This window comes from Paenibacillus tyrphae (assembly GCF_000722545.1).
In the GTDB taxonomy this organism is placed as follows: Bacteria; Bacillota; Bacilli; order Paenibacillales; family NBRC-103111; genus Paenibacillus_G; species Paenibacillus_G tyrfis.
Map to the genome: position 1 here is coordinate 318080 of NZ_JNVM01000004.1, position 19602 is coordinate 337681.

Annotated in this window: 23 protein-coding genes; 18 read left to right on the forward strand and 5 right to left on the reverse strand. The window is 53.8% G+C overall.

All coding sequences use genetic code 11. The features are described from left to right. Positions 1–9 precede the first annotated feature (9 nt). The 11 genes from ET33_RS04830 (at position 10) to ET33_RS04880 (ending at position 8554) form a co-directional block, all read left to right on the forward strand. Positions 10–219, forward strand: coding sequence for a DUF1540 domain-containing protein (locus ET33_RS04830; protein ID WP_036677233.1), 210 nt, complete (start codon positions 10–12; stop codon positions 217–219). 60 nt (positions 220–279) lie between these two features. Further along, positions 280–699: an MFS transporter gene (locus ET33_RS36230; RefSeq protein ID WP_051775108.1), complete on the forward strand. Its 420-nt coding sequence runs from the start codon at positions 280–282 to the stop codon at positions 697–699. A 121-nt stretch (positions 700–820) separates the two neighbouring features. Beyond that, complete coding sequence (locus tag ET33_RS04840; RefSeq protein WP_036677238.1) at positions 821–1549, forward strand: lytic transglycosylase domain-containing protein; 729 nt, start codon at positions 821–823, stop codon at positions 1547–1549. Between the two features lie 100 nt (positions 1550–1649). After that, positions 1650–2816: a cysteine desulfurase family protein gene (locus tag ET33_RS04845; protein WP_036677241.1), complete on the forward strand. Its 1167-nt coding sequence runs from the start codon at positions 1650–1652 to the stop codon at positions 2814–2816. A gap of 3 nt (positions 2817–2819) precedes the next feature. After that, the gene (gene thiI / locus ET33_RS04850; protein ID WP_036677245.1) at positions 2820–4034 is read left to right on the forward strand and encodes a tRNA uracil 4-sulfurtransferase ThiI; all 1215 of its coding nucleotides are present in this window, start codon (positions 2820–2822) and stop codon (positions 4032–4034) included. A gap of 64 nt (positions 4035–4098) precedes the next feature. Continuing rightward, a complete protein-coding gene (locus ET33_RS04855; protein ID WP_036677250.1) occupies positions 4099–4767 on the forward strand; it encodes a TerC family protein in 669 nt (222 codons plus the stop codon). Positions 4768–4992: 225 nt separating this feature from the next. Further along, complete coding sequence (typA, locus tag ET33_RS04860) at positions 4993–6834, forward strand: translational GTPase TypA (RefSeq protein WP_036677254.1); 1842 nt, start codon at positions 4993–4995, stop codon at positions 6832–6834. A 78-nt stretch (positions 6835–6912) separates the two neighbouring features. Beyond that, on the forward strand, positions 6913–7185 hold the full coding sequence (locus ET33_RS04865) for a YlaH-like family protein (RefSeq protein ID WP_036677256.1): 273 nt from the start codon (positions 6913–6915) through the stop codon (positions 7183–7185). Positions 7186–7214: 29 nt separating this feature from the next. After that, a complete protein-coding gene (locus tag ET33_RS04870; protein ID WP_036677260.1) occupies positions 7215–7679 on the forward strand; it encodes a hypothetical protein in 465 nt (154 codons plus the stop codon). A 6-nt stretch (positions 7680–7685) separates the two neighbouring features. Further along, the gene (locus tag ET33_RS04875; protein ID WP_036677262.1) at positions 7686–7961 is read left to right on the forward strand and encodes a hypothetical protein; all 276 of its coding nucleotides are present in this window, start codon (positions 7686–7688) and stop codon (positions 7959–7961) included. Positions 7962–8101: 140 nt separating this feature from the next. Continuing rightward, positions 8102–8554 (forward strand): pyridoxamine 5'-phosphate oxidase family protein, encoded by a 453-nt coding sequence (locus ET33_RS04880; protein ID WP_036677264.1) that lies wholly within the window; start codon positions 8102–8104, stop codon positions 8552–8554. A gap of 64 nt (positions 8555–8618) precedes the next feature. On the opposite strand, the gene ET33_RS04885 is transcribed toward ET33_RS04880, so the two are convergent. After that, positions 8619–9146 (reverse strand): YhcN/YlaJ family sporulation lipoprotein, encoded by a 528-nt coding sequence (locus ET33_RS04885; RefSeq protein WP_036677266.1) that lies wholly within the window; start codon positions 9144–9146, stop codon positions 8619–8621. 106 nt (positions 9147–9252) lie between these two features. Between ET33_RS04885 and ET33_RS04890 the strand changes: the two genes are divergently transcribed. Next, a complete protein-coding gene (locus ET33_RS04890; protein WP_036677269.1) occupies positions 9253–10587 on the forward strand; it encodes a PhoH family protein in 1335 nt (444 codons plus the stop codon). A 79-nt stretch (positions 10588–10666) separates the two neighbouring features. Here ET33_RS04890 and ET33_RS04895 read toward each other — a convergent pair whose 3' ends face one another. From ET33_RS04895 to ET33_RS04905, 3 genes are all read right to left on the reverse strand, one after another. Further along, positions 10667–11200: a hypothetical protein gene (locus tag ET33_RS04895; RefSeq protein WP_036677272.1), complete on the reverse strand. Its 534-nt coding sequence runs from the start codon at positions 11198–11200 to the stop codon at positions 10667–10669. 45 nt (positions 11201–11245) lie between these two features. Next, positions 11246–12361 (reverse strand): hypothetical protein, encoded by a 1116-nt coding sequence (locus ET33_RS04900; protein ID WP_036677274.1) that lies wholly within the window; start codon positions 12359–12361, stop codon positions 11246–11248. A gap of 97 nt (positions 12362–12458) precedes the next feature. Continuing rightward, on the reverse strand, positions 12459–13403 hold the full coding sequence (locus tag ET33_RS04905; protein WP_051775109.1) for a hypothetical protein: 945 nt from the start codon (positions 13401–13403) through the stop codon (positions 12459–12461). 89 nt (positions 13404–13492) lie between these two features. Between ET33_RS04905 and ET33_RS04910 the strand changes: the two genes are divergently transcribed. Beyond that, positions 13493–14620, forward strand: a complete 1128-nt coding sequence (locus ET33_RS04910) for a class I SAM-dependent methyltransferase (protein ID WP_036677276.1) — start codon at positions 13493–13495, stop codon at positions 14618–14620. A gap of 59 nt (positions 14621–14679) precedes the next feature. Here ET33_RS04910 and ET33_RS04915 read toward each other — a convergent pair whose 3' ends face one another. Then, positions 14680–14910 (reverse strand): DUF2626 domain-containing protein, encoded by a 231-nt coding sequence (locus tag ET33_RS04915; RefSeq protein WP_010491888.1) that lies wholly within the window; start codon positions 14908–14910, stop codon positions 14680–14682. 302 nt (positions 14911–15212) lie between these two features. Between ET33_RS04915 and ET33_RS04920 the strand changes: the two genes are divergently transcribed. The 5 genes from ET33_RS04920 to ET33_RS04935 all read left to right on the forward strand — a co-directional run bounded on the left by ET33_RS04920 (position 15213) and on the right by ET33_RS04935 (position 19507). Further along, the gene (locus tag ET33_RS04920) at positions 15213–15863 is read left to right on the forward strand and encodes an RsfA family transcriptional regulator (RefSeq protein ID WP_036677278.1); all 651 of its coding nucleotides are present in this window, start codon (positions 15213–15215) and stop codon (positions 15861–15863) included. A 138-nt stretch (positions 15864–16001) separates the two neighbouring features. Continuing rightward, positions 16002–16985, forward strand: coding sequence for a ketopantoate reductase family protein (locus ET33_RS04925; RefSeq protein ID WP_036677279.1), 984 nt, complete (start codon positions 16002–16004; stop codon positions 16983–16985). A gap of 37 nt (positions 16986–17022) precedes the next feature. Further along, positions 17023–17418, forward strand: a complete 396-nt coding sequence (locus ET33_RS04930; RefSeq protein WP_036677281.1) for a DUF3397 domain-containing protein — start codon at positions 17023–17025, stop codon at positions 17416–17418. Positions 17419–17431: 13 nt separating this feature from the next. Then, positions 17432–17557: a hypothetical protein gene (locus ET33_RS40225; RefSeq protein WP_258959151.1), complete on the forward strand. Its 126-nt coding sequence runs from the start codon at positions 17432–17434 to the stop codon at positions 17555–17557. A gap of 285 nt (positions 17558–17842) precedes the next feature. Next, positions 17843–19507 (forward strand): peptide ABC transporter substrate-binding protein, encoded by a 1665-nt coding sequence (locus ET33_RS04935; protein ID WP_036677283.1) that lies wholly within the window; start codon positions 17843–17845, stop codon positions 19505–19507. Positions 19508–19602: the final 95 nt, after the last annotated feature.

Consider the following 19602-nt stretch of genomic DNA (forward strand, 5'->3'; position numbering starts at 1 on the left):
GTGATTAAGATGCCAGATGTCAAATGCAGCGTCGCCAACTGCGAATATTGGGCGCAGGGAAACAATTGCAACGCCAACGCGATTATGATCGAGATCGACAAACATGCGGACGTCAAATATGACGCCGAATTCGGAGCCGAGTTTGAAGATCATCAAGACCGGGCCTCCAGCTCGCAGAACACCTGTTGTCACACTTTCGAGCCGAAAAAATCGAAATAAGCATCGATTTTTCCGGAAGTGTCAAGCGTTCATTTCTCTCGGGAAGGGAAGGGGAACGAAATGAAACGGAAGCTCGGAAGACATCCCGGCTCGGTCCGGGATGACAGGTCGCTGCGGAAGTTCAAGCACGAGCAGCTGCGCAGGGAAACCGGCCGCAAAACGCACGAGGAATTCGCTGTGGAGATCGCTTATCCCGGCGGCGGTTCGCGGGAGGAGAGATCCCGCATGACGCAGCCTGTGGCCGTAACGGAAAACGGGACAGCGGAGGAGGCGGAAACGTCTTACCGCTGGCTCGGATACACGGCGCTCGTGCTGTCTATTCTGGCGTGGTTTCTTTATCCGGCGCTGCTCGGCTCGACGTCAGCCATATTAGGGCTGTTTGCTTATATGCTGGGCGAGCGTTCGCTGGGCACATGGTCGATCATTATCGGTTTGATCGCGCTGGCCGGTTATTTCATTTTGGTTCCTCTATACGCTTGAGGCGGAGACGGCAGGCCGGCAACCGGTCTGCCGTTTTTCTTATAAATTTTATAGTGGCTGAACCGCCCAAAAAAGTGTACAATGGGAAAAGAATCCCGGTACAAGGAGACTTCCGCAACCGATGAACTTATCGACAAAAGCTATCGATCCCTATACGATTAAAGAGCTGCTGCAGCTTCAGGTGATGAACCAATTAAGCTTGCTGACCTCGGGCAGAAATTCCGTTACCGAGCAAAGCGATAATACGGACTTTGCCTCCATATTGAACGGGATGCTGGCCGGCATGGATTCGGCTTCGCCCCAGAGTGCGGCCGGTATGTCCGCAGGAACCGGGCTCGTCCCGGGACAAGCTTGGAACCCGGCCATGCTAAGCGGGTTTTCCGCCGCTTCCGCAGGCGCGCTCACGAAGAAGTTCGCCTCGGCTACTACGAATCCGTCGGCCTACGAACCGCTGATTCAGGAAGCCAGCCGCCGGTTCGGCATCGAGCCCAGCGTAGTGAAAGCGGTCATCCATGCGGAGTCGTCGTTTAATGCCAACGCCGTTTCCGGTGCGGGTGCCAAGGGGTTGATGCAATTGATGGACGCAACCGGCCAAGGTCTGGGAGTGGACAATCCGTTCGACCCGGCGCAAAACATCCACGGCGGAACCCGTTATTTATCCAACCTGCTCTCCAAATACGGCGGCAATTTGGGCACTGCGCTCGCCGCTTACAATGCAGGACCTACCAGACTGGATCGGCTCGGCATTCGAAACGATCAGGACTTAGCCGAAAAGCTGCATCTGCTGCCTGCCGAAACACAGCAGTACGTACGCAAAGTATTGGCGTTGAAAGAGCACTACGAGGCATAAAATGAGCGAGACCAATCGTAGGCACTCCGTTTGCGGGGCCGACCATTGGTCTTATTTTCTTCCTGGACCAAGCAGAGACTACGAAAAAGGGGAATAAACAATGCTGTACATGGATTACGCGGCAACCACGCCTATGTATGACGAAGTCATCGGCGTTATGACCGAAGTGATGAAATCGCACTTCGGAAATCCGTCGTCCTTGCATAAGCTGGGCTTGGAAGCCGAGCAGCTCGTAGGCCGCTCGCGGGAAACGATTGCGAACGCTCTTCACTGCGACCCGAATGAGATCCGGTTTACGTCCGGCGGAACGGAGAGCAACAACCTGGCCATCCGCGGAGCGGCTTACCGATACCGGTCTCGGGGCAATCATTTGATCACTTCGTCCATCGAGCATGCATCAGTTTACGAAACCTTTCGTAAACTGGAAGAAGAGGGCTTTCAAGTCACCTATTTGCCCGTAGACGCTACAGGTCAAATTAGGTTGTCAGACCTTGAGCAAGCATTGACCAACGAAACGATTCTGGTCAGCGTGATGCATGTAAACAACGAAGTGGGCCAGATTCAACCGATTGAAGGGATTGGCGCCCTGCTGCGCGACCGTCCCAAGACTTTGTTTCACGTCGATGCCGTACAAGCTATCGGGAAGCTCCCAGTCGACCCGAAGCGGCACGGCATCGATCTGATGTCCTGTTCTGCCCATAAGCTTCGCGGTCCGAAGGGCATCGGGTTCTTATACTGCCGGCGCGGGGTCGAATTGCAGCCGCTGCTGTTCGGAGGCGGGCAGGAGGAAGGGCTTCGTTCGGGAACGGAAAATGTCCCGGCTGTGGTGGGGATGGCCAAGGCGGTGCGGATGGCCGTTCAGGAGCAGCCTGCCTTTGCGGCGCATACGGCTGGACTGCGCGCCCGTTTGACCGAGGGAATCCGCCAAATTCCGGAGCTTGTCTTGAACGGCTCGGAGCGGCCGGAGGATATGGCGCCGCATATTGTCCATTTTTCGTTTCCCGGAATGAAGTCTGAAGTGCTCGTGCATGCTTTGGAGCAGCACGACATTTATGTGTCGACCCGTTCGGCCTGCTCTTCGGGAGCGGAGAAGCCCAGCCGCGTGCTGTCGGCTATGGGGGCGAACCCGGCGGTCGCAGTCAGCGGCATCCGGCTCAGCTACTCGCTTCAGCAGACCGAGGGCGATGCGGATCGCTTTTGCCGCGTGCTGAAACAGCTTGTAGAAGAGTTAAAACCGGCCATCGCCGGGAAGGACGAACGGAGGTAACTTATGACACCGCAACAGGTCGTCCTCCGTTTGGGGGAATTGACGCTTAAAGGACGCAACCGCCACCGGTTCGAGCAAGCGGTTTTGCAGCAGTTGAAACGGGTATTGCGTCCTTGGGGAGCCATCAAGTATGAAAAAGAATTCGGGCGAATCACGCTGCATTTGAACGGTACGCCTTACGAAACGGTACGCGAGCCGCTCAAGACGGTATTCGGCATAGTGTCGTTCAGTCCCGTGCTTACGACTGAATTGGAGCTGGAGCGCGTACAGGAAACAGCGCTCTTGGCAATGCGGGCCATGGATACGCAGCCGCGAACGTTCAAGGTTAGCGTGCGACGCGTGAACAAAAGCTTTCCGCACGATTCGCAAGAAATGAACCGGCTTGTGGGAGGATATGTCTTAAGGGCGATGCCCGATCTGAAAGTGGACGTGCACCGGCCTGAAGCGGAGCTGAAAGTCGAGCTCCGTGAACGCCAAACGCTCGTATACAGCCAAGTGGAGTCCGGCGCTGGCGGCTTCCCGCTCGGCACGAACGGCAAAGCGGTGCTTATGCTGTCCGGAGGTATCGACAGTCCGGTAGCGGGATATTTGGCCATGCGCCAAGGGCTGGCAGTGGAAGCCGTCCATTTTCACAGCTATCCTTACACCAGCGAAAGATCGCAAGAGAAAGTGAAGGAACTTGTCCGAAAGCTGGCCGTATTTGCCGGACCGATCAAGCTGCATATGGTGCCGTTCACGGGCGTGCAGACCAAAATTCATGAAGCGTACCGGGAAAATCTGCTGATCACGGTACTGCGCAGAGCCATGATGCGGATTGCAGAGAAGCTGGCCGAGGCGAATGGGGCGGGCGCGATCGTTACTGGGGAAAGCTTGGGACAAGTGGCAAGTCAAACGCTGGCCAGCATGAATGCCATCGGCCGGGCCGTGTACCTTCCGCTGATCCGTCCGCTCGTTTGTATGGAAAAGCAGGAAATTATCCGCCTCGCCGAGGCGATCGATTCGTACAAAGTATCCATTTTGCCGTACGAAGATTGCTGCACGTTGTTTTTGCCGCCAAGTCCGAGCACCAACCCGAACTTGAAGGTCGTCGAAAGCATCGAAGCGGGAATGCCCTGGCTGCAGGAAGAAATGGATGAAGCAGTGCGTAATACGGAAACCCTATGGATAGATACGGACCGTCGGACGGAACAAGAAGATCGATTCTCCTCTTTTTTCTAAGCTTATCCTATGCCATCGTTCGCCGGACTCCAGATCGAATTGAATGAGATGGAGGGTAACGACAATGCTGGATTGGTTCATTTTGTTTCTCCAAATTATGCTGATCAATATCGTGCTGAGCGGCGACAATGCCGTCGTCATTGCTTTGGCGAGTAAAAATTTGCCTTTGCATCAGCGAAAGCAGGCGATTTGGTGGGGGGCCTTCGGGGCGATCGCCCTGCGGGTGGTGCTCACCGTCATTGCCGTCTATGTCTTGAAGGTGCCGTTCATTCAAGCGCTCGGCTCGGTGCTGCTGCTGTGGATTGCCATCAAGCTGCTGATCGACGAAGAGGATCATTCCAACGTGAAGCAGGCGGCTACCCTCGGTAAAGCGGTCAGCACGATTATTTTGGCCGATTTCGTCATGAGCCTCGACAACGTATTGGCCATTGCAGCCAAAGCGAAGGGAGAGGTCGGGGTGATCATTCTCGGGATCGGGCTTAGCATTCCGATTATTGTCTGGGGAAGCACCCTGGTCGTCAATTTGCTGAAGCGGTACCCTATTTTCGTTTATTTGGGAGCCGGCATTCTTGGCTATACCGCAGGGGAGATGTTTATCGCCGACGAGGAGCTGGCGACCAGACTGCTCGGGGATATTTCGCATTATGTGCTGCCGATCGTCACGACCTTGATCGTACTTGCGTCCGGCGTGCTTAAGAAATGGGTGTTCCGGCCGCGGCAGCGGCATACGTAGAAAGCCGGCAGGCTATTGGTACGCCGCTTTTCAGCCAGGAAAAGGCATTGTAAATAATCGGTTAATCCTGCAAGCTATCTTGCGTTTTACGGCATCTGCACGTATAATAAAGTGTGAATTGTAGCGTCGGCGCTTACGTCCGACGCTACTTTTGTGAACGGGCTGCGCTCCGGCAACAAGGAGCACGACATTGAGCCAAATTCAAAGAGAGGATTTTGAGACTACATGCATTCGAGAGACAAAATTCGTAATATCGCCATCATCGCCCACGTCGACCACGGCAAAACAACGCTGGTGGATAAGCTGCTTCAGCAATCCGGAACGTTCCGGGAAAACGAGGCGGTGCAGGAACGCGCCATGGACTCGAACGATATCGAACGGGAACGCGGCATTACCATTTTGGCGAAAAATACGGCCATCCAATACAAGGACTACTTGATCAATATCGTCGATACTCCGGGCCACGCCGACTTCGGCGGCGAAGTGGAGCGGATTATGAAAATGGTCGACGGCGTACTGCTTGTCGTCGACGCCTTCGAAGGAACGATGCCGCAGACGAAATTCGTGCTGCGCAAAGCGCTGGAACAGCATCTGACGCCGATCGTCGTCGTCAATAAAATCGACCGTCCAAACGCCAGACCGGCCGAAGTGGTTGATGAAGTACTCGATCTGTTCATCGAGCTGGGAGCGGACGACAACCAGCTTGACTTCCCGGTCGTTTACGCATCGGGTCTTATGGGAATGTCCAGCCTGAACCCGGAAAAGCTGGGCGAAAACATGCAGGACCTCTACGATACGATCGTCAGCCATATCCCGGCACCGACCGAGAAGGTCGACGAGCCTCTGCAGTTTCTGGTTACGCTCATGGATTATAACGAATATTTGGGCCGGATCGCCATCGGCCGCGTAAACCGCGGAGTGGTGCGCCAAGGTCAGCCGATTGCGGTCATCAACCGCGAAGGACAAGTGAAACAAGCGCGCGTCGAGAAGCTTTTCGGCTTCCAGGGCTTGAAGCGCGTCGAGATTGAAGAGGCAGGCGCGGGCGATATCATCGCGATCTCCGGGATCAAGGACATCAATATCGGCGAAACGCTGGCCGACCCGGCGAACCCTGAAGCGCTGCCGGTGCTCAAGATCGACGAGCCGACGCTCCAGATGACGTTCCTTGTCAACAACAGCCCGTTTGCGGGCCGCGAAGGAAAATGGGTAACGAGCCGCAAGCTGCGCGAGCGTCTGTTCAAAGAGCTGGAGACCGACGTCAGCCTTCGCGTCGACGAAACGGACAGCCCCGACGCGTTTATCGTATCCGGCCGCGGCGAGCTGCATCTCGGCATCTTGATCGAAAATATGCGCCGCGAAGGATTCGAGCTGCAAGTATCGAAGCCGGAAGTCATCATCCGCGTGGTCGACGGCCAAAAAATGGAGCCGATCGAGCGGCTGATCATCGATGTGCCGGAAGACAGCATGGGCTCCGTTATGGAAAGCCTTGGGACGCGCAAAGCCGAGATGGTCAACATGATCAACAACGGCTCCGGCAGCGTTCGTCTGGAGTTTCTCATTCCAGCCCGCGGCTTGATCGGATACCGGACCTACTTCCTGACGCTGACCCGCGGTTACGGGGTCATGAACCACGCCTTCGACAGCTACGGTCCTTATGCGGGCAGCGGCGTAGGCGGGCGTCATGAAGGGGTGCTGATCTCCAGCGAAACGGGCACTTCCACGTTCTACGGCATGCTGTCGGTCGAAGACCGCGGCACCTTGTTCGTAGAGCCGGGTACGGAAGTTTACGAAGGCATGATCGTCGGCGAGCATAATCGCGATAATGACATCATCGTCAACATTTGTAAGGAAAAGCAGCTGACGAACGTCCGTTCGGCAACGAAGGAAGATACGGTTAAAATGAAAACGCCGCGGCTCTATTCGTTGGAGCAGGCGCTTGAATATTTGAATGACGACGAATACTGCGAAATTACGCCGAAATCGATTCGCCTCCGTAAAAAAATATTGAACAAAGGCGAGCGCGAGCGTTTCGAAAAGCAGCGTAAGACGGCAGAAGCCAACGCTTAAATCAACTTAATAAACAAGACGCGGGAAAGCTCTGAGCAATCGGAGCTTTCTTTGCAAGTCTACATAAGGAGGATTCCGATGCTCGAATGGCTGAGGGCGCATCCGTTTGTGACCTGGATCATCATCTTCGTGCTGATTACTTACGTCTACAATAAAGTGTTTAAGACGCGGAAGCTGCCGATTTTGAAAGACGCTATCATTTACCTGATGCTGGCTCTCGGATCGGGGATGCTTCTGTTCTTTCAACTGGCGGGGCTGCCGATCGTGCTCAGCCTGACTGTCGCGGTTGTTTTGATGCTGATGGTGCGGATTCGCTACTACGTTCAGGATCGGGAAAACCGCAAATCGTAAGGGCTTGGCCCGATGGAGGTGCTTGGCTGATGTCGGACTTCTGGCTAGTCCCCTTGTCATGGGACGGGGAAACGGCTCTGCTCGGCGAAGAAAGGCTTCGGCTTGAGCCTGAGGACCTCAGGATGCGTTTTCTGGAAACGATGGGACGAATCCACCCGCGGCTGCTGATGATGTTCAAAGCGCATTTGCTGCCGGAGGACGAGTCGGGCGAGGTCTGCGGTACGGAGGAACTCCCTTTTGCACTCGCGCAATCCGGCGATATTCGATTGTCCGCTGCAGCTGAGCCTTCGGAGACCATGGCTGTTGCGGATGCGCCGCCGACCTGGCGGCTGTCCCATTGCGCCGAAGCGTATTTGAACCGGATGCTGACGGCACGGGAAGCGGCAGCGCTGCTCCGGCAAGCCGAAGCCGAACCGGAGGCGGAGCGCTGGCTGGATGCCATGAGGACATGGACGGCAGGCGGCCGTCAAGTGATTTTGCTGAGAGAGGACTGAGGGCTTGTGAATTTACAGGATGCGGTGTTCAATTGGCTGCAGATCAGCATTGTGGCGGAGGCCCGGCCGGACGACCTGGCAGCATCGGAAACGAGAGATTTTTTTGAAACGATCCTGCGGGAGGACCATCATCTCGAGCGGTTCGTGCGTACAGTCAACGAAGAGACCTATACCGTGGAGTACGAAGAGGCCGGAGGCGTCCGCCATATGAAAAGGTTCGACCGCGAGCTCGCCGAACAGCTTTTAACGGATATTAACTCGAATCCTAAATACAATGATTGACATATAACCCCGGACGGCGAGATACAATAAAATATCATTGTCCGAAGGGAGTGTCCGTGATAACTGCTGGTAGCTGTTACCTAACCCGTATGCTATAATGGTCTTAGATTCGGAGACAAACCTTTACAGGAGGGGAACCTATGGCCGAAACGATCACAGCCTTGTCGGAACAGCTCTTCGATCTACTCCAAAAGGATTCGTTTGCTCTCTTGAGCACGATCGATCATGAAACCGGTTCGCCTGCGACAAACGCCATTTCGTGGCTATTCGCTAAAGACCGGATAACGGTTCGTTTCGCCGTCGACCAGCGTTCGCGCATTTTGACGAACATCAATCAGCATGCGGATGTGAATTTGACGGTTGTCGGCGCCGGCTCTGTCTTCGTGATTTACGGAAGCGCGCGTCAGGTTGCCGAAGCTCTTGACGGGGTTCCGTTCAAGCTGGCTTGCTATGATATTGACATTGCTTCGGTGCGCGATGCGATGTTTTACGGAGCGCGCATTTCCGTTGCGCCTGAATATGAAAAAACGTACGACAAGCGTGCCGCTGAGAAGCTGGACACGCAAGTGTTCGACGCGATGCAAAAAGCCTAAGACCGTTTGACGTCCTAGGCTTTTTTTCCACCTCAAAAGACCGTTACAGATTGCTGCCTACGGATTACCTTTGAGCGGGCGGCTGCGATTGCAGCGGATTTACATCACGTGGCAACTGCGGAACGATTCTGCCGATAATGGCCGCCATTTCCTCAGCAAAGCCGTTGATTGGCCTGCCGTTCATCGCTTGCTGCCTGATGTTCCACAAGCGCTGGTTTAAATCCATATCCGCGGTTACTAGCGCATCCACTCCGTATGGATCTTTTTTGAGCGCCTCCGCGACAGACAGCTTGATCGTTCCGACTTTCGCGCGGTCCATGGCAGGCGGGACGTTGATTCCCACGACAGCCGTGTTGCCAAAGACGACGCAGTTTGCGCTCTCCACATTCGGCACGCTAACGGCGATTTGCTCCAGCCTGTGGGCTACGGCGCGGGGGTCCTGAATTTCTTTTTTCTGCGGTGCCGTTTGCTTCACTTGTACTTGCCGGTTTGAATCGGCGGTCTGCGAGGGGGCAGCTCCATTCTTTGGTGCTTGGTTACATCCTGACACGACAGCGGACAACATCAAGAGGGTCGCGACAAACATTTTCATCAGCAATCGTCCTTTCTTTTCGTCATCGGCTTTGGCTAGTTTGTCCTGACGGGAAAATTCCTATGTATTGAGCCGAACCAAACACCGAACCTGGGAGGGACTCATGATGAAAAAAATTTATGTGCTGGATACCAATGTGCTGCTGCAGGACCCGAATGCGATTTATGCTTTTGAAGATAACGATATTATTATTCCGGCGGTCGTCTTGGAGGAAATCGACTCCAAGAAACGCAACGCCGACGAACTAGGGCGCAATGCGCGCCAAATCTCCCGGATGCTCGACGGGCTCCGCAGCGACGGCCGGCTCTTTGAAGGCATCGGGCTTCCCGGCGGCGGCAGCCTGAAGGTGGAGCTGAACCATCGGAGCTTCGCGAAACTGCAGGAAGCGTTCGCCGAAGTGACGAACGACAACCGCATTTTGGCGGTGGCGCTTAATTATTTGCTGGAAGAGAAGGAGAAATCCGACCCGAAGCCGGTTATTCTGGTCAGCAAGGATGTGCTCGTCCGGATCAAAGCCGACGTGCTGGGCATTACGGCACAAGATTATTTGACGGACCGGGTCGTGAACGTGGCCGGAGACATTTACACCGGGCATTTGACCTTGCTGGTGCACCCTTCGGTCATCGACGAGTTTTACACGTACCGCTATTTAAGCATCAATTCGCTGCAGCTTGGCTATGCGCTTCATCCGCACGAATTCGTCATTCTGAAAGACGAGATGGGTACCAGCAAGTCGGCGCTGCTTAAAGTGAATGCCGACGGGAAGAAGCTGGAGCCGCTTTACCTCAGCAACGATCCGATCTGGGGAATCGCGGCGCGGAATGCCCAGCAGCGGATGGCCCTGGAGCTGCTGCTTAACGACGATATTCCACTGGTTACGCTAACGGGCAAAGCAGGCACGGGAAAAACGCTTCTGACGCTTGCTTCAGGCTTATTGAAGGTCGAGGACGAAAGGAAGTATAAAAAGCTGCTGATTGCTCGTCCCGTCGTTCCGATGGGCAAGGACATCGGTTACTTGCCGGGAGAAAAAGAAGAAAAGCTGCGGCCTTGGATGCAGCCCATTTACGATAATTTGGAATATTTGTTCGATACGAAAAAGCCGGGCGATATCGATAAAATATTGGCAGGACTCGGCAGCATTCAAGTCGAGGCACTGACTTACATCCGCGGGCGGTCCATTCCCGGGCAGTTCATCATCATCGACGAAGCGCAGAACCTGTCCAAGCATGAGGTGAAAACGATCGTTTCTCGCGTCGGCGAGGGCAGCAAAATCGTTCTGCTGGGCGATCCCGAGCAGATCGATCATCCGTATCTGGATGCCTCTAGCAACGGCCTTACGTATGTTGTCGAGCGCTTTAAGGAGCAAACGATCAGCGGACACATCATGCTGGAGCGCGGGGAGCGCTCGCATCTGGCGCAGCTTGCCGCCGATTTGCTGTAGGCAGCCTTAATGAAAAAACGGTGATGCCAACGATACGAAATCTATCGTTGCACCACCGTTTTTTATTGTTTTTGCGGTTTTACCGCTCAGGCGAATAAATCCATTCCACAGCGCCGCCGTAGGCGCGGGCAATGCCTTCCGCAAGCTCGGCCAGCTGCGCTTCGATGGCGAAGGCGGAGCCGTTTCCCGGTTCCGGCCAAGCTGCAAGCAAATGCTCCTCAAGCTGTGCTTCCGCCTGCTGCGGCTCGAAGACCCGCCCGAGCGGACCGTTCGTCTCCGTCGCAGCCCGCAGGCGGAATACGGCGACAAGCTCCGCATACAGGTAAACGTTCTCCAGTCGGCTGACAAAGCCGTAATCGCCGAAGGCCGGATACGTCGTGACCGGAGTCGGCAGCAGGAGCACGTTTAGCTCCTCGGAAGGAATGGCATACTGCTCCAAGATCGGCCTAAGCCGCTCCAGCTCTTCCGGGGACGAAAAAATCATCAGCTCCTTGTCGCGGTCGAACAAGGCGGTCTTTCCGGCCAACGCTTTGACAATCTGGGCATAATAGCCGGCCCGTTTGTCTTCGGGCAGATCCAAGGCTGCCGCATATTTGAGAACGGGCTCCGTCAACGTCTTCACGCTCCTCTTGTTCCGGGGTGTGCTCAGATTAAAAAGTTATAAGGCCAGCTTCAGCATGATGCTTAACTTTCCTTCCTCCAGCCGGACGCCGGTTACCTGCAAAAACGAGGCGATATTTTGGGGATAGATCCCCAGATCAAAGCTTTTTTCGAATTCCTCCACCGTCGTGGAAGGCAGGGAGAAACCGTTGAACTGCATTTCCAGAATCCGGAACCGGATAAATGGTTTTCCGCTTCCGTCGTTCATCACGGCCATCTCGTAGCTTCCCCGGATCATGACGGCAATATCGCCTTCCTGTCCGGAGGCCGATACTTGATCGGGATAGAAGTGAAACGTCAGATTGCGGAACCGTTCGTTTTTTTTACGCAAAAAATCGTTAAGCTCGCTGTCTGTCATCTGAAACGTATAATTTGTCCCGTTCATAACCAGATTGCCATTCTTGTTCTTGCTGCCGCCGGACGTCACCAGCTCGGGAAGCTGCTGCATCGCACCCGCCAGCGCTTGGAAGTAAGTCTTGAACAGAGGGATGCCCTTGTCCTCCCACAGCTTGTTAAGCTCGAGCATCTGCTGCTGAAGCAGCGCCGCCTGCTCCTTGCTATCGGCCAGCTGAGCGTCTACTTCTTTCTGGAGTGCGGCAAGCCGTTCCCGCTGCTGCAAGTAACGCTCTTTTGTCCGCTGCAGGGAGGTATGGGCATCAGCCAGCTCTTTTTTGACCGAGGTCAGCCGCTGCCATGCATCCGTATGACGCTGCAGCGCTTGTTTATCATTGCGCAGAATCATTTGCAGATAGTCGAGCACCGATACCGCATCGGAGAACGAACCTACCGAAAACAGCAGCACCCACAGCGAATCGCGGTCCCCCATGTAATAAGAGCGGACGACTTTGGCGGCGTGTATTTTCGCCTCGCTTGTGGAATGCTCCGCTTCGCGAATTTGCTGTTCTGAGCTCTGCATCTGCGCCAGGAGCTTGATTTCCTGGTCGGCAATGCGGCTTAGCTCCTGATCGATTTCATAGATGGTAAGGCCTTTCTGCAGCAAGCTTCTGTCCGCTTGTCCGCTCTCCGCATACGCGGAGTAGGGCCACAAGGCGGATAAACATCCGTATACCGAGAAAAGCGCAAGGATAGCCCATTGGCGTATATTCACACGCATGTCCCTCCCGTCCTTTCAACTAAAGATTATCATAGGAATGGGAAAAACATGACAAAAAAATTCCACGGCGCTATGCCATGGAAGGGCTTCCGTCAAGTTACTTTTTGCCCGCTTGAGGCTTAGGGAGCAATCGTAAAATGTCTTCCGCATGTTTGACCTGCTTCGGCGCTTCTTTCGTAAAGGCAGGCGTCTGATTGATTTCTTGCACCTTGTACGTCCATTCCACGCTGTTTTTCGCATCGTTTCCGCCTTCAACCGAAAAATAAAGCTTTCCGCTCTGCTCGCGGATAAAACCTTGATTGTCGATTAAGATACTTAGCGTTGTAGGGGCTTCGATCTTGATCCGCTCCAGCGATGTTTTCCATTCCTCGGTTTGTCCCGTTCCGCTCAGCCCGCTGGTCATTAGCTCGTTAAGCACGGACGGCAGTGCGGTTGTGAAATACTTTGCCGCTTCTTGCTTGTTCTTGTCCGTCACCGTAAGCGTAATGCGCTTCGCCGGTTCGCCGTCGGCCAGCTTCTCGTCCTTGCTGCCGGGCTCCAGCCAGTTCGGGTTGACCCCTTCCAGCAGCTTGCCGGTAAGGGAAGCGCTCAGCCTTCCGGTGTTCTTGAGCTTATCCGCTTGCTTGTCCAGCGGCAGCATCAAATATTCGTCCGCCTTCGTAATGGCTGGCATCTGTAGATACATTTTGTTATCTTTAAGAAGAAACGGCAGTTCGATGGGCGAGGCCGCGCCTTTCGGCGTTAATTTGACCGAGGTCTCCATTCGGACCGGATCTGCCAGCGAAACGAGCCCGCTGTATTCGAATTTGCTTTCTTTGACCAGGCCTAGCAAAGCGGCAGTTACCGGTTGCGAGCCCGAAAATAAAGAAGCGTCCAGCTTCAGCTCCGCTTCCCCGGCATATCGGTAGCTTTGGATTTGCTCCTGCTTGGCGACAGCTTGCATCAAATCCTGCTTCACCTGCTGATGATCGGTGCAGGCGGACGTGAGCAGAACGGTGCAGCTTATAAGGGCCGCGCAGAAGATCGTTCGTGGTTTAAACAAGGCTCTGCTTCCTCTCCTATTTTTCTCATCCTATTATAGCGAGTGGGGGCGGTTTTGTCTTTAGTAATTTGGCGAGAGGCGGTAGGCGTATGAAAACGGAGCAGACGAACGATTCCCCGCTGCTGCAAGCGATTCGGGAACAGATTGAAATGCAGCCGGACCGGGCGATTACGTTCCGGGACTATATGGATTTGTGCTTGTATCATCCGAGCTTGGGCTATTATATGAATTCAAATCGGAAAATCGGGCGGGCGGGCGACTTTTATACGAGTGCTTCAGTCGGCAGCGTGCTTGGCGACATGCTCGCCGCCTATTTTCGAAGCTTTGCGGAAACGCGGAGCGGCGATATCTGCTTAACGGAGTGGGGAGGGGGCGACGGTACTTTAGCGAGACAAATGCTTGACGCCATCCGGAGCGGCTCTCCCGCGCTGTACGCGCGGCTGCGCTTCATCAGCGTCGAAAAGAGCCCGGTGCACCGGAGCCTTCAATCGGAGGCGCTAGCGCCTCATATGGAGCTTGTGAGCTACCTCACAGCCGAGGAGTGGCACGCGGCAGGCCCTTGGCCCAATACGATGGTTTTGTCCAATGAGCTGCCGGACGCCTTTCCAGTGTACCTGATCGTAAGCCGCGAAGCGGGATGGCGGGAAATTATGGTGGGCTGGGACGACGAACGAAGCTGCCTGACGGAGGTGGAAAGACCGTTATCGGGCGGCGAGCTCGAGGCCTTTATCCGTAAGGAAGCGATTCCTCCTAGAGCGGGTCAGCGGTTCGAAGTCAATTTGGACGCGCTGCGTTGGCTCCGGTCGGTTGCCGGCAGCTTGGGGAACGGCAGTGTGCTGCTGACGATCGACTACGGGCATGTCAGGGAAGAGCTGTACGCTCCGCACCGGATGAACGGAACGCTGCTGTGTTACCGGAAGCATCAGGCTTCCGATACGCCGCTGCAGTTCCCAGGCGAACAGGATATGACCGCCCATGTCAATTTCAGCGCGTTGATTGATGCCGGGAAGGAAGCGGGGCTGGAGCCTTCGGGCCTGCTCAGCCAGAAGCAATTTTTGCTGGAGCAGGGATTGCTTGACGAGCTGAGCGATCATGATGCCCGGGACCCGTTCTCGCCGCAGGCCCGGCGCAACCGGGCCATTCGGCAGCTGCTTCTCAGCGACCGGATGAGCGAGCTGTTTAAGGTTTTGATTCAAAAAAAAGGCGAACCGCACTGAAGCTTGCGGTTCGCCTTTCTTGTCTCCGTATTCGCTTACTTTTTTCCGAACTGGAAGGATTAGATGGACATTTTGAAAAATGACCAGTAGGTAAACCCTGTAAACGAAACAATCATGTAGCCCCAAAAAATCAATATGTAGGCACGTTCGGACAATTTCATGTATCCTAACAGCGTAAAAATCGCCGTCTGGGCGAAAAAGATGAGCGCCATCGGAATAAAGTCGCCGGCCAACGCCATGAGCCCGATTACAAGCGTCCAGAAGCCGAGCACGCGAAACATGCGATCCATCCTGTATCCCCCTCTCTTCGTTCACGATCGTTACTTATGTACTACCCACCATTATAGCGAAAGCCTTCCTACGTGTAAACGCCCAATCCGTGACGAATTTTAGTCAAATTTTTAGCCCTTCGCATAATATCGTTACCTAAATCCGCTGAAACGATGTATGACTGCCTTGAAAATTGGCAATACAAATTACTAGAAAAGTATTCTATGAACTCTACCATGGGCATAGAGATAAAGTAACGCAGCACTTTATGCATCACGAACATAGATGCGGATGAACCTATAGGGGTTAGGAGGACGGCTTGATGACGGCAATCAGACAAGACGCTTGGAGCGAGGAAGACGATTTGATATTGGCGGAGGTGACGTTAAGACATATTCGCGAAGGCAGCACGCAGCTGTCCGCTTTTGAGGAAGTGGGCGAAAAAATAGGTAGAACCGCGGCCGCTTGCGGCTTCCGCTGGAACAGCTTCGTCCGCAAGAAATACGAGGCGGCGATTCAGATCGCCAAAGCGCAGCGCCAAAAACGGAACCAGCACCGCAAACATGCGAATGCATTTGCATCCGTTGCGGGCAGCGGCATGGGCGGCCCTTTGGCCTCGGAAGGCGCGGTGCGCAGCGACGGTATTGTGGAAGAGTTGTCGATCGACGCCGTTATCCGCTTCCTGCGGCAGTGGAAAGGAAGCTATCAGGAAATGGTGCGGCACGTAAGGCAGCTTGAGAAGGAACTGAACGACAAGCAGGATGAGCTTGAACGGCTGCGCAGTCTCAATGACGAGCTGAGCCGGCAGGTCAGCGACGTTTCGACCGATTATCGCGTCGTGAACGACGATTACAAAGCGCTTATCCAGATTATGGATCGGGCCCGCAAGCTTGCTTTTCTGGCAGAGGAAGAAGAGGAAAGTAAAACCCGCTTTAAAATGGATGAAAACGGGAATCTGGAGCGGATCGAATAACCGGAACCGTCTCATAAAAAGGAAGAAACCCCCGAATCGGGTTGCCATGAGCACCTGTTCTGGGGTTTTTGTGCGTGTCCCGCCATTTTTTGCTATGATAGACTGAACAAACTTTTAGCGCACGGGGGGAGAGAGACGATGGGCCGTTTTACGGTGATTGGCGCAGGGGCGCTTGGAACGTTGTTTGCAGTCAAATTATCCGAAGCGGGGCACGAGGTTGAGGTCGTCGTCCGCCGTGCCGAGCGGCAAGCCGAAATCGAAGCTGCCGGACTGCGCTTGATCGATGCCGTTTCCGGATCGGAGGAAAAAAACGCTCAGGCAGTGATTACTGCTTTTCCCCGCGTTTGCTTATGGGACGAGATGGAAGGTTTCGGGGGAAAGGACGGGAGTGGGCCGCATTTTATCCTGCTAGCCGTAAAGCAGTCCGCCATAACCCGGGAGCTCGGGTTCGAACTCGGCCGGCGCATGGGCCCCTCGGCATGGATGGTCTGCTTGCAGAACGGCATCGGGCATCTGGAGACGCTGGCGGCTCATGTACCGGCGGAACGGCTGCTTGCGGCCGTGACGACGGAAGGTGCGATGATTTCCGCCGCTGGGGAAGCCGTTCATACAGGGAGCGGCATGACCTGGGTAGGCGCAGCAGGAGACGAAAGGGTCGAAGTCTCGGAAATCGCGCAAAAAAATCTCGTTTATTGGCTGCAATTGGCAGGATTTAGCGCATCCATGTCGAAAAACATCTCTAGCCGCATTTGGCAAAAGCTTCTTATCAACGCCGTTATCAATCCGCTCACCGCCTTGCTGCGAGTGCCGAACGGCGAGCTTCTAAGTTTGCCGGGAGCCGGGGAGCTGATGCGCGCTTTATACGAAGAAGGGGTTGCTCTGGCGCATGCGCTTGATATCCGGCTGGAGCCGGATCTGTGGGAGCAGCTGCTGGAGGTATGCCGGCGAACCGCAAACAACCGGTCCTCCATGCTTCAGGACATGACGGTTGGCCGTCTTACGGAAATCGACGCTATTACGGGAGGGTTACTGCGGGAAGCGAATCGCAGCGGAATAGCGCTCCCGACGCATCTTACCGTATACCGGCTGATCAAGGCGGCGGAAGCCGGGCATCGGCCCTGACGTGAACATTATTATTGATTGAATCGGGTGATATCGCATGAGTGCATTGTTTGGATGGCTGCAGCAGCTTTATACGTTTCTTGCTGTCGTTCCGTTCGTCGCATTTTTCATTGTATGGGTTGCCGTTTACTACTATACTAAAGATAAGCGCAAAGCCACGCACCTCAGCATGGATATCACCACGTTGTTTCTTATCGGCTCCGTTGCGTTTATGAGCCAGAATTTGTTCGATTCGGGAATGCTGCTGTGGACGATCGTGCTGCTGTTTCTCGTGGCCGCCGGCTTGCTTGGAAATATGCAAACCCGTCTTAAGGGAAAGGTCGATTTGATCAAAATCGCCAGAACGCTAGGACGACTTGGCTTTGTGCTGTTGACGGCCTGCTATGTTCTCCTGCTGTTCATCGGTATCGGCAAATATATGATCAACCCGTAAAAGAGATGAAGGAATGTGCGTACATCATTGGATGGAAGACATCGTGCAGGGCTTCCTGAAGGACAAGGGGCTGCAGACGGAACGCAAATTCGTGTTGCAGCATTTGACGAATAAAATGCTGCCATTTTTGAGAGTCTAACCCACAAGGCTCTTTATTTTTTTGTGATTAAACTACGAAAAATGATATAATAATACTAAAAACTACAGAAAATGACCAGAAACAAAAAATAACACTAGATTTTATTAACCCCTGGTTGTATAATTTCTATTTGGTAACGGTTTCATCCAACAGGGTCTTTACTTTTCCGTTGGAATCTTATATCATCAAAGGGTGTCATGTAAGGTGTGAATTCTATGTCATGTTATATAACACGACAGGGATTAACATATATTTACATAAATTAAAAAGGAGGAAGTCAATCTTATGAAGTATAACAAGCTTCTCGTCCTCGCATCGGTTACCGCTATGCTTGGCACAGCCGTTGCGGGTTGCTCGGGCAACGCAGATAACAAACAACAAGCGGGGGGCACAGACAATAAAAAAGCTCCGGCTCAAGAGATTAGAATCAACCTTGCGGCAGAACCGCCGGCAATCGACAGCTCCGTCGCAACGACGAACCCTTCCTTTACGATTCTTAACGCGGTGAACGAAGGTCTGTATCGTCTGGATGCGGAAGGTAAGCCACAACCGGGTCTTGCGAAAGAGCTTCCGAAAATTTCTCCGGATGGTCTCGTATATACCATCACGCTTCGCGACGGTTTGACATGGGCTGACGGCTCGCCGTTGAAAGCAAGCGATTTTGTATGGGCTTACCAACGTACGTTGGACCCGGCGACAAAAGCGAAATACGCAACGATGCTCTCCTGGATCAAGGGAGGTACGGCTTTGAATAAAGCGAAGCCGGAAGAAGTGGAAGCGAAGAAAGCCGAGCTGGGCGTAAAAGCAAAAGACGACAAAACGCTTGAAATCACGCTCGAAAAACCGGTTGCCTTCTTCACCGACCAATTGTCTTTGCCGCTCTTCTTCCCGCAAAAAGCGGATTTTGTCAAAGCACAAGGCGACAAAAACGGCGCCGATGCCGACAAAATTATCGGTGCGGGTCCGTTCAAAATGGAAAAATGGGATCACGAGCAGCAAATCGTACTCGTCAAAAACGACAAGTACTGGGACGCTGCAAACGTGAAGCTGAACAAAGTAACCGTCAACGTGGTAAAAGACCCGAATACGGCGCTTAATATGTACGAAACGGACCAAGTCGACCTGACGGAGCTTCGCGGCGAGCAATCCAAAGCTTACCAAGGCAAGCCGGACTTGACGCTGAAGAAAGAGTTCGTAACGGGTTATCTGATGTTCCACAACTCGAAGTTCCCGGCGTTTGCTAACGCCAAAATTCGTCAAGCGCTGAGCATGGCGGTCGACCGCAAAAACTTCAACGAAGTCGTTAACGGCGGATCTTCCATTCCTTCGACGGGCTTGGTACCGGGAACCGTTCTTGACGGAAACAAACAGGAATTCCGCAAAGTAGCGGGCGACACTGAACCTCCTTACGATGTGGCAAAAGCGAAGCAGCTTCTGGCTGAAGGCTTGAAAGAGCTGAACATGACTTCCTTGCCGAAGTTCAAGCTGACGGCTGACGACACCGAAACGTCCAAAAAGACGATCGAGTTCGTTCAAGCTCAATGGAAGCAAAACCTCGGTGTCGACGTGGAAGGTGAGCCGCTGCCATTCGCACTGCGCGTGAAAAACATGCAGGAGAACAACTTCGATGTTTTGTTCGCGCTGTGGGGCGCTGACTACAACGATCCGATGACATTCCTCGACATGTGGTTGTCCGACAACAAATCCTTCAACTATGTGGGATACAACAGCAAAGCGTATGACGATCTGGTCAAAGGCGCCGACAAAGAAGTTGACTTGGCGAAACGTTCGAAAATGCTGGTCGATGCCGAGAAGCAGCTGATGGCCGACATGCCGATTTCCCCGGTTTACTTCCGTACGAGACCTTACGCGAAGAAACCGAACGTAGAAGGCTTGATTTTGCCGGCTATGTCCAAAGAATGGGAACTGAAGTGGGTTTCCATTAAGTAATCCGTTTCTCCCGATGAACTATAGTAAGTAGTGGCTGATTCGTCAACGAGGGGGCCGTTCTGATCTTTGGAACGGCTCCGATTTTTTCTGTAACG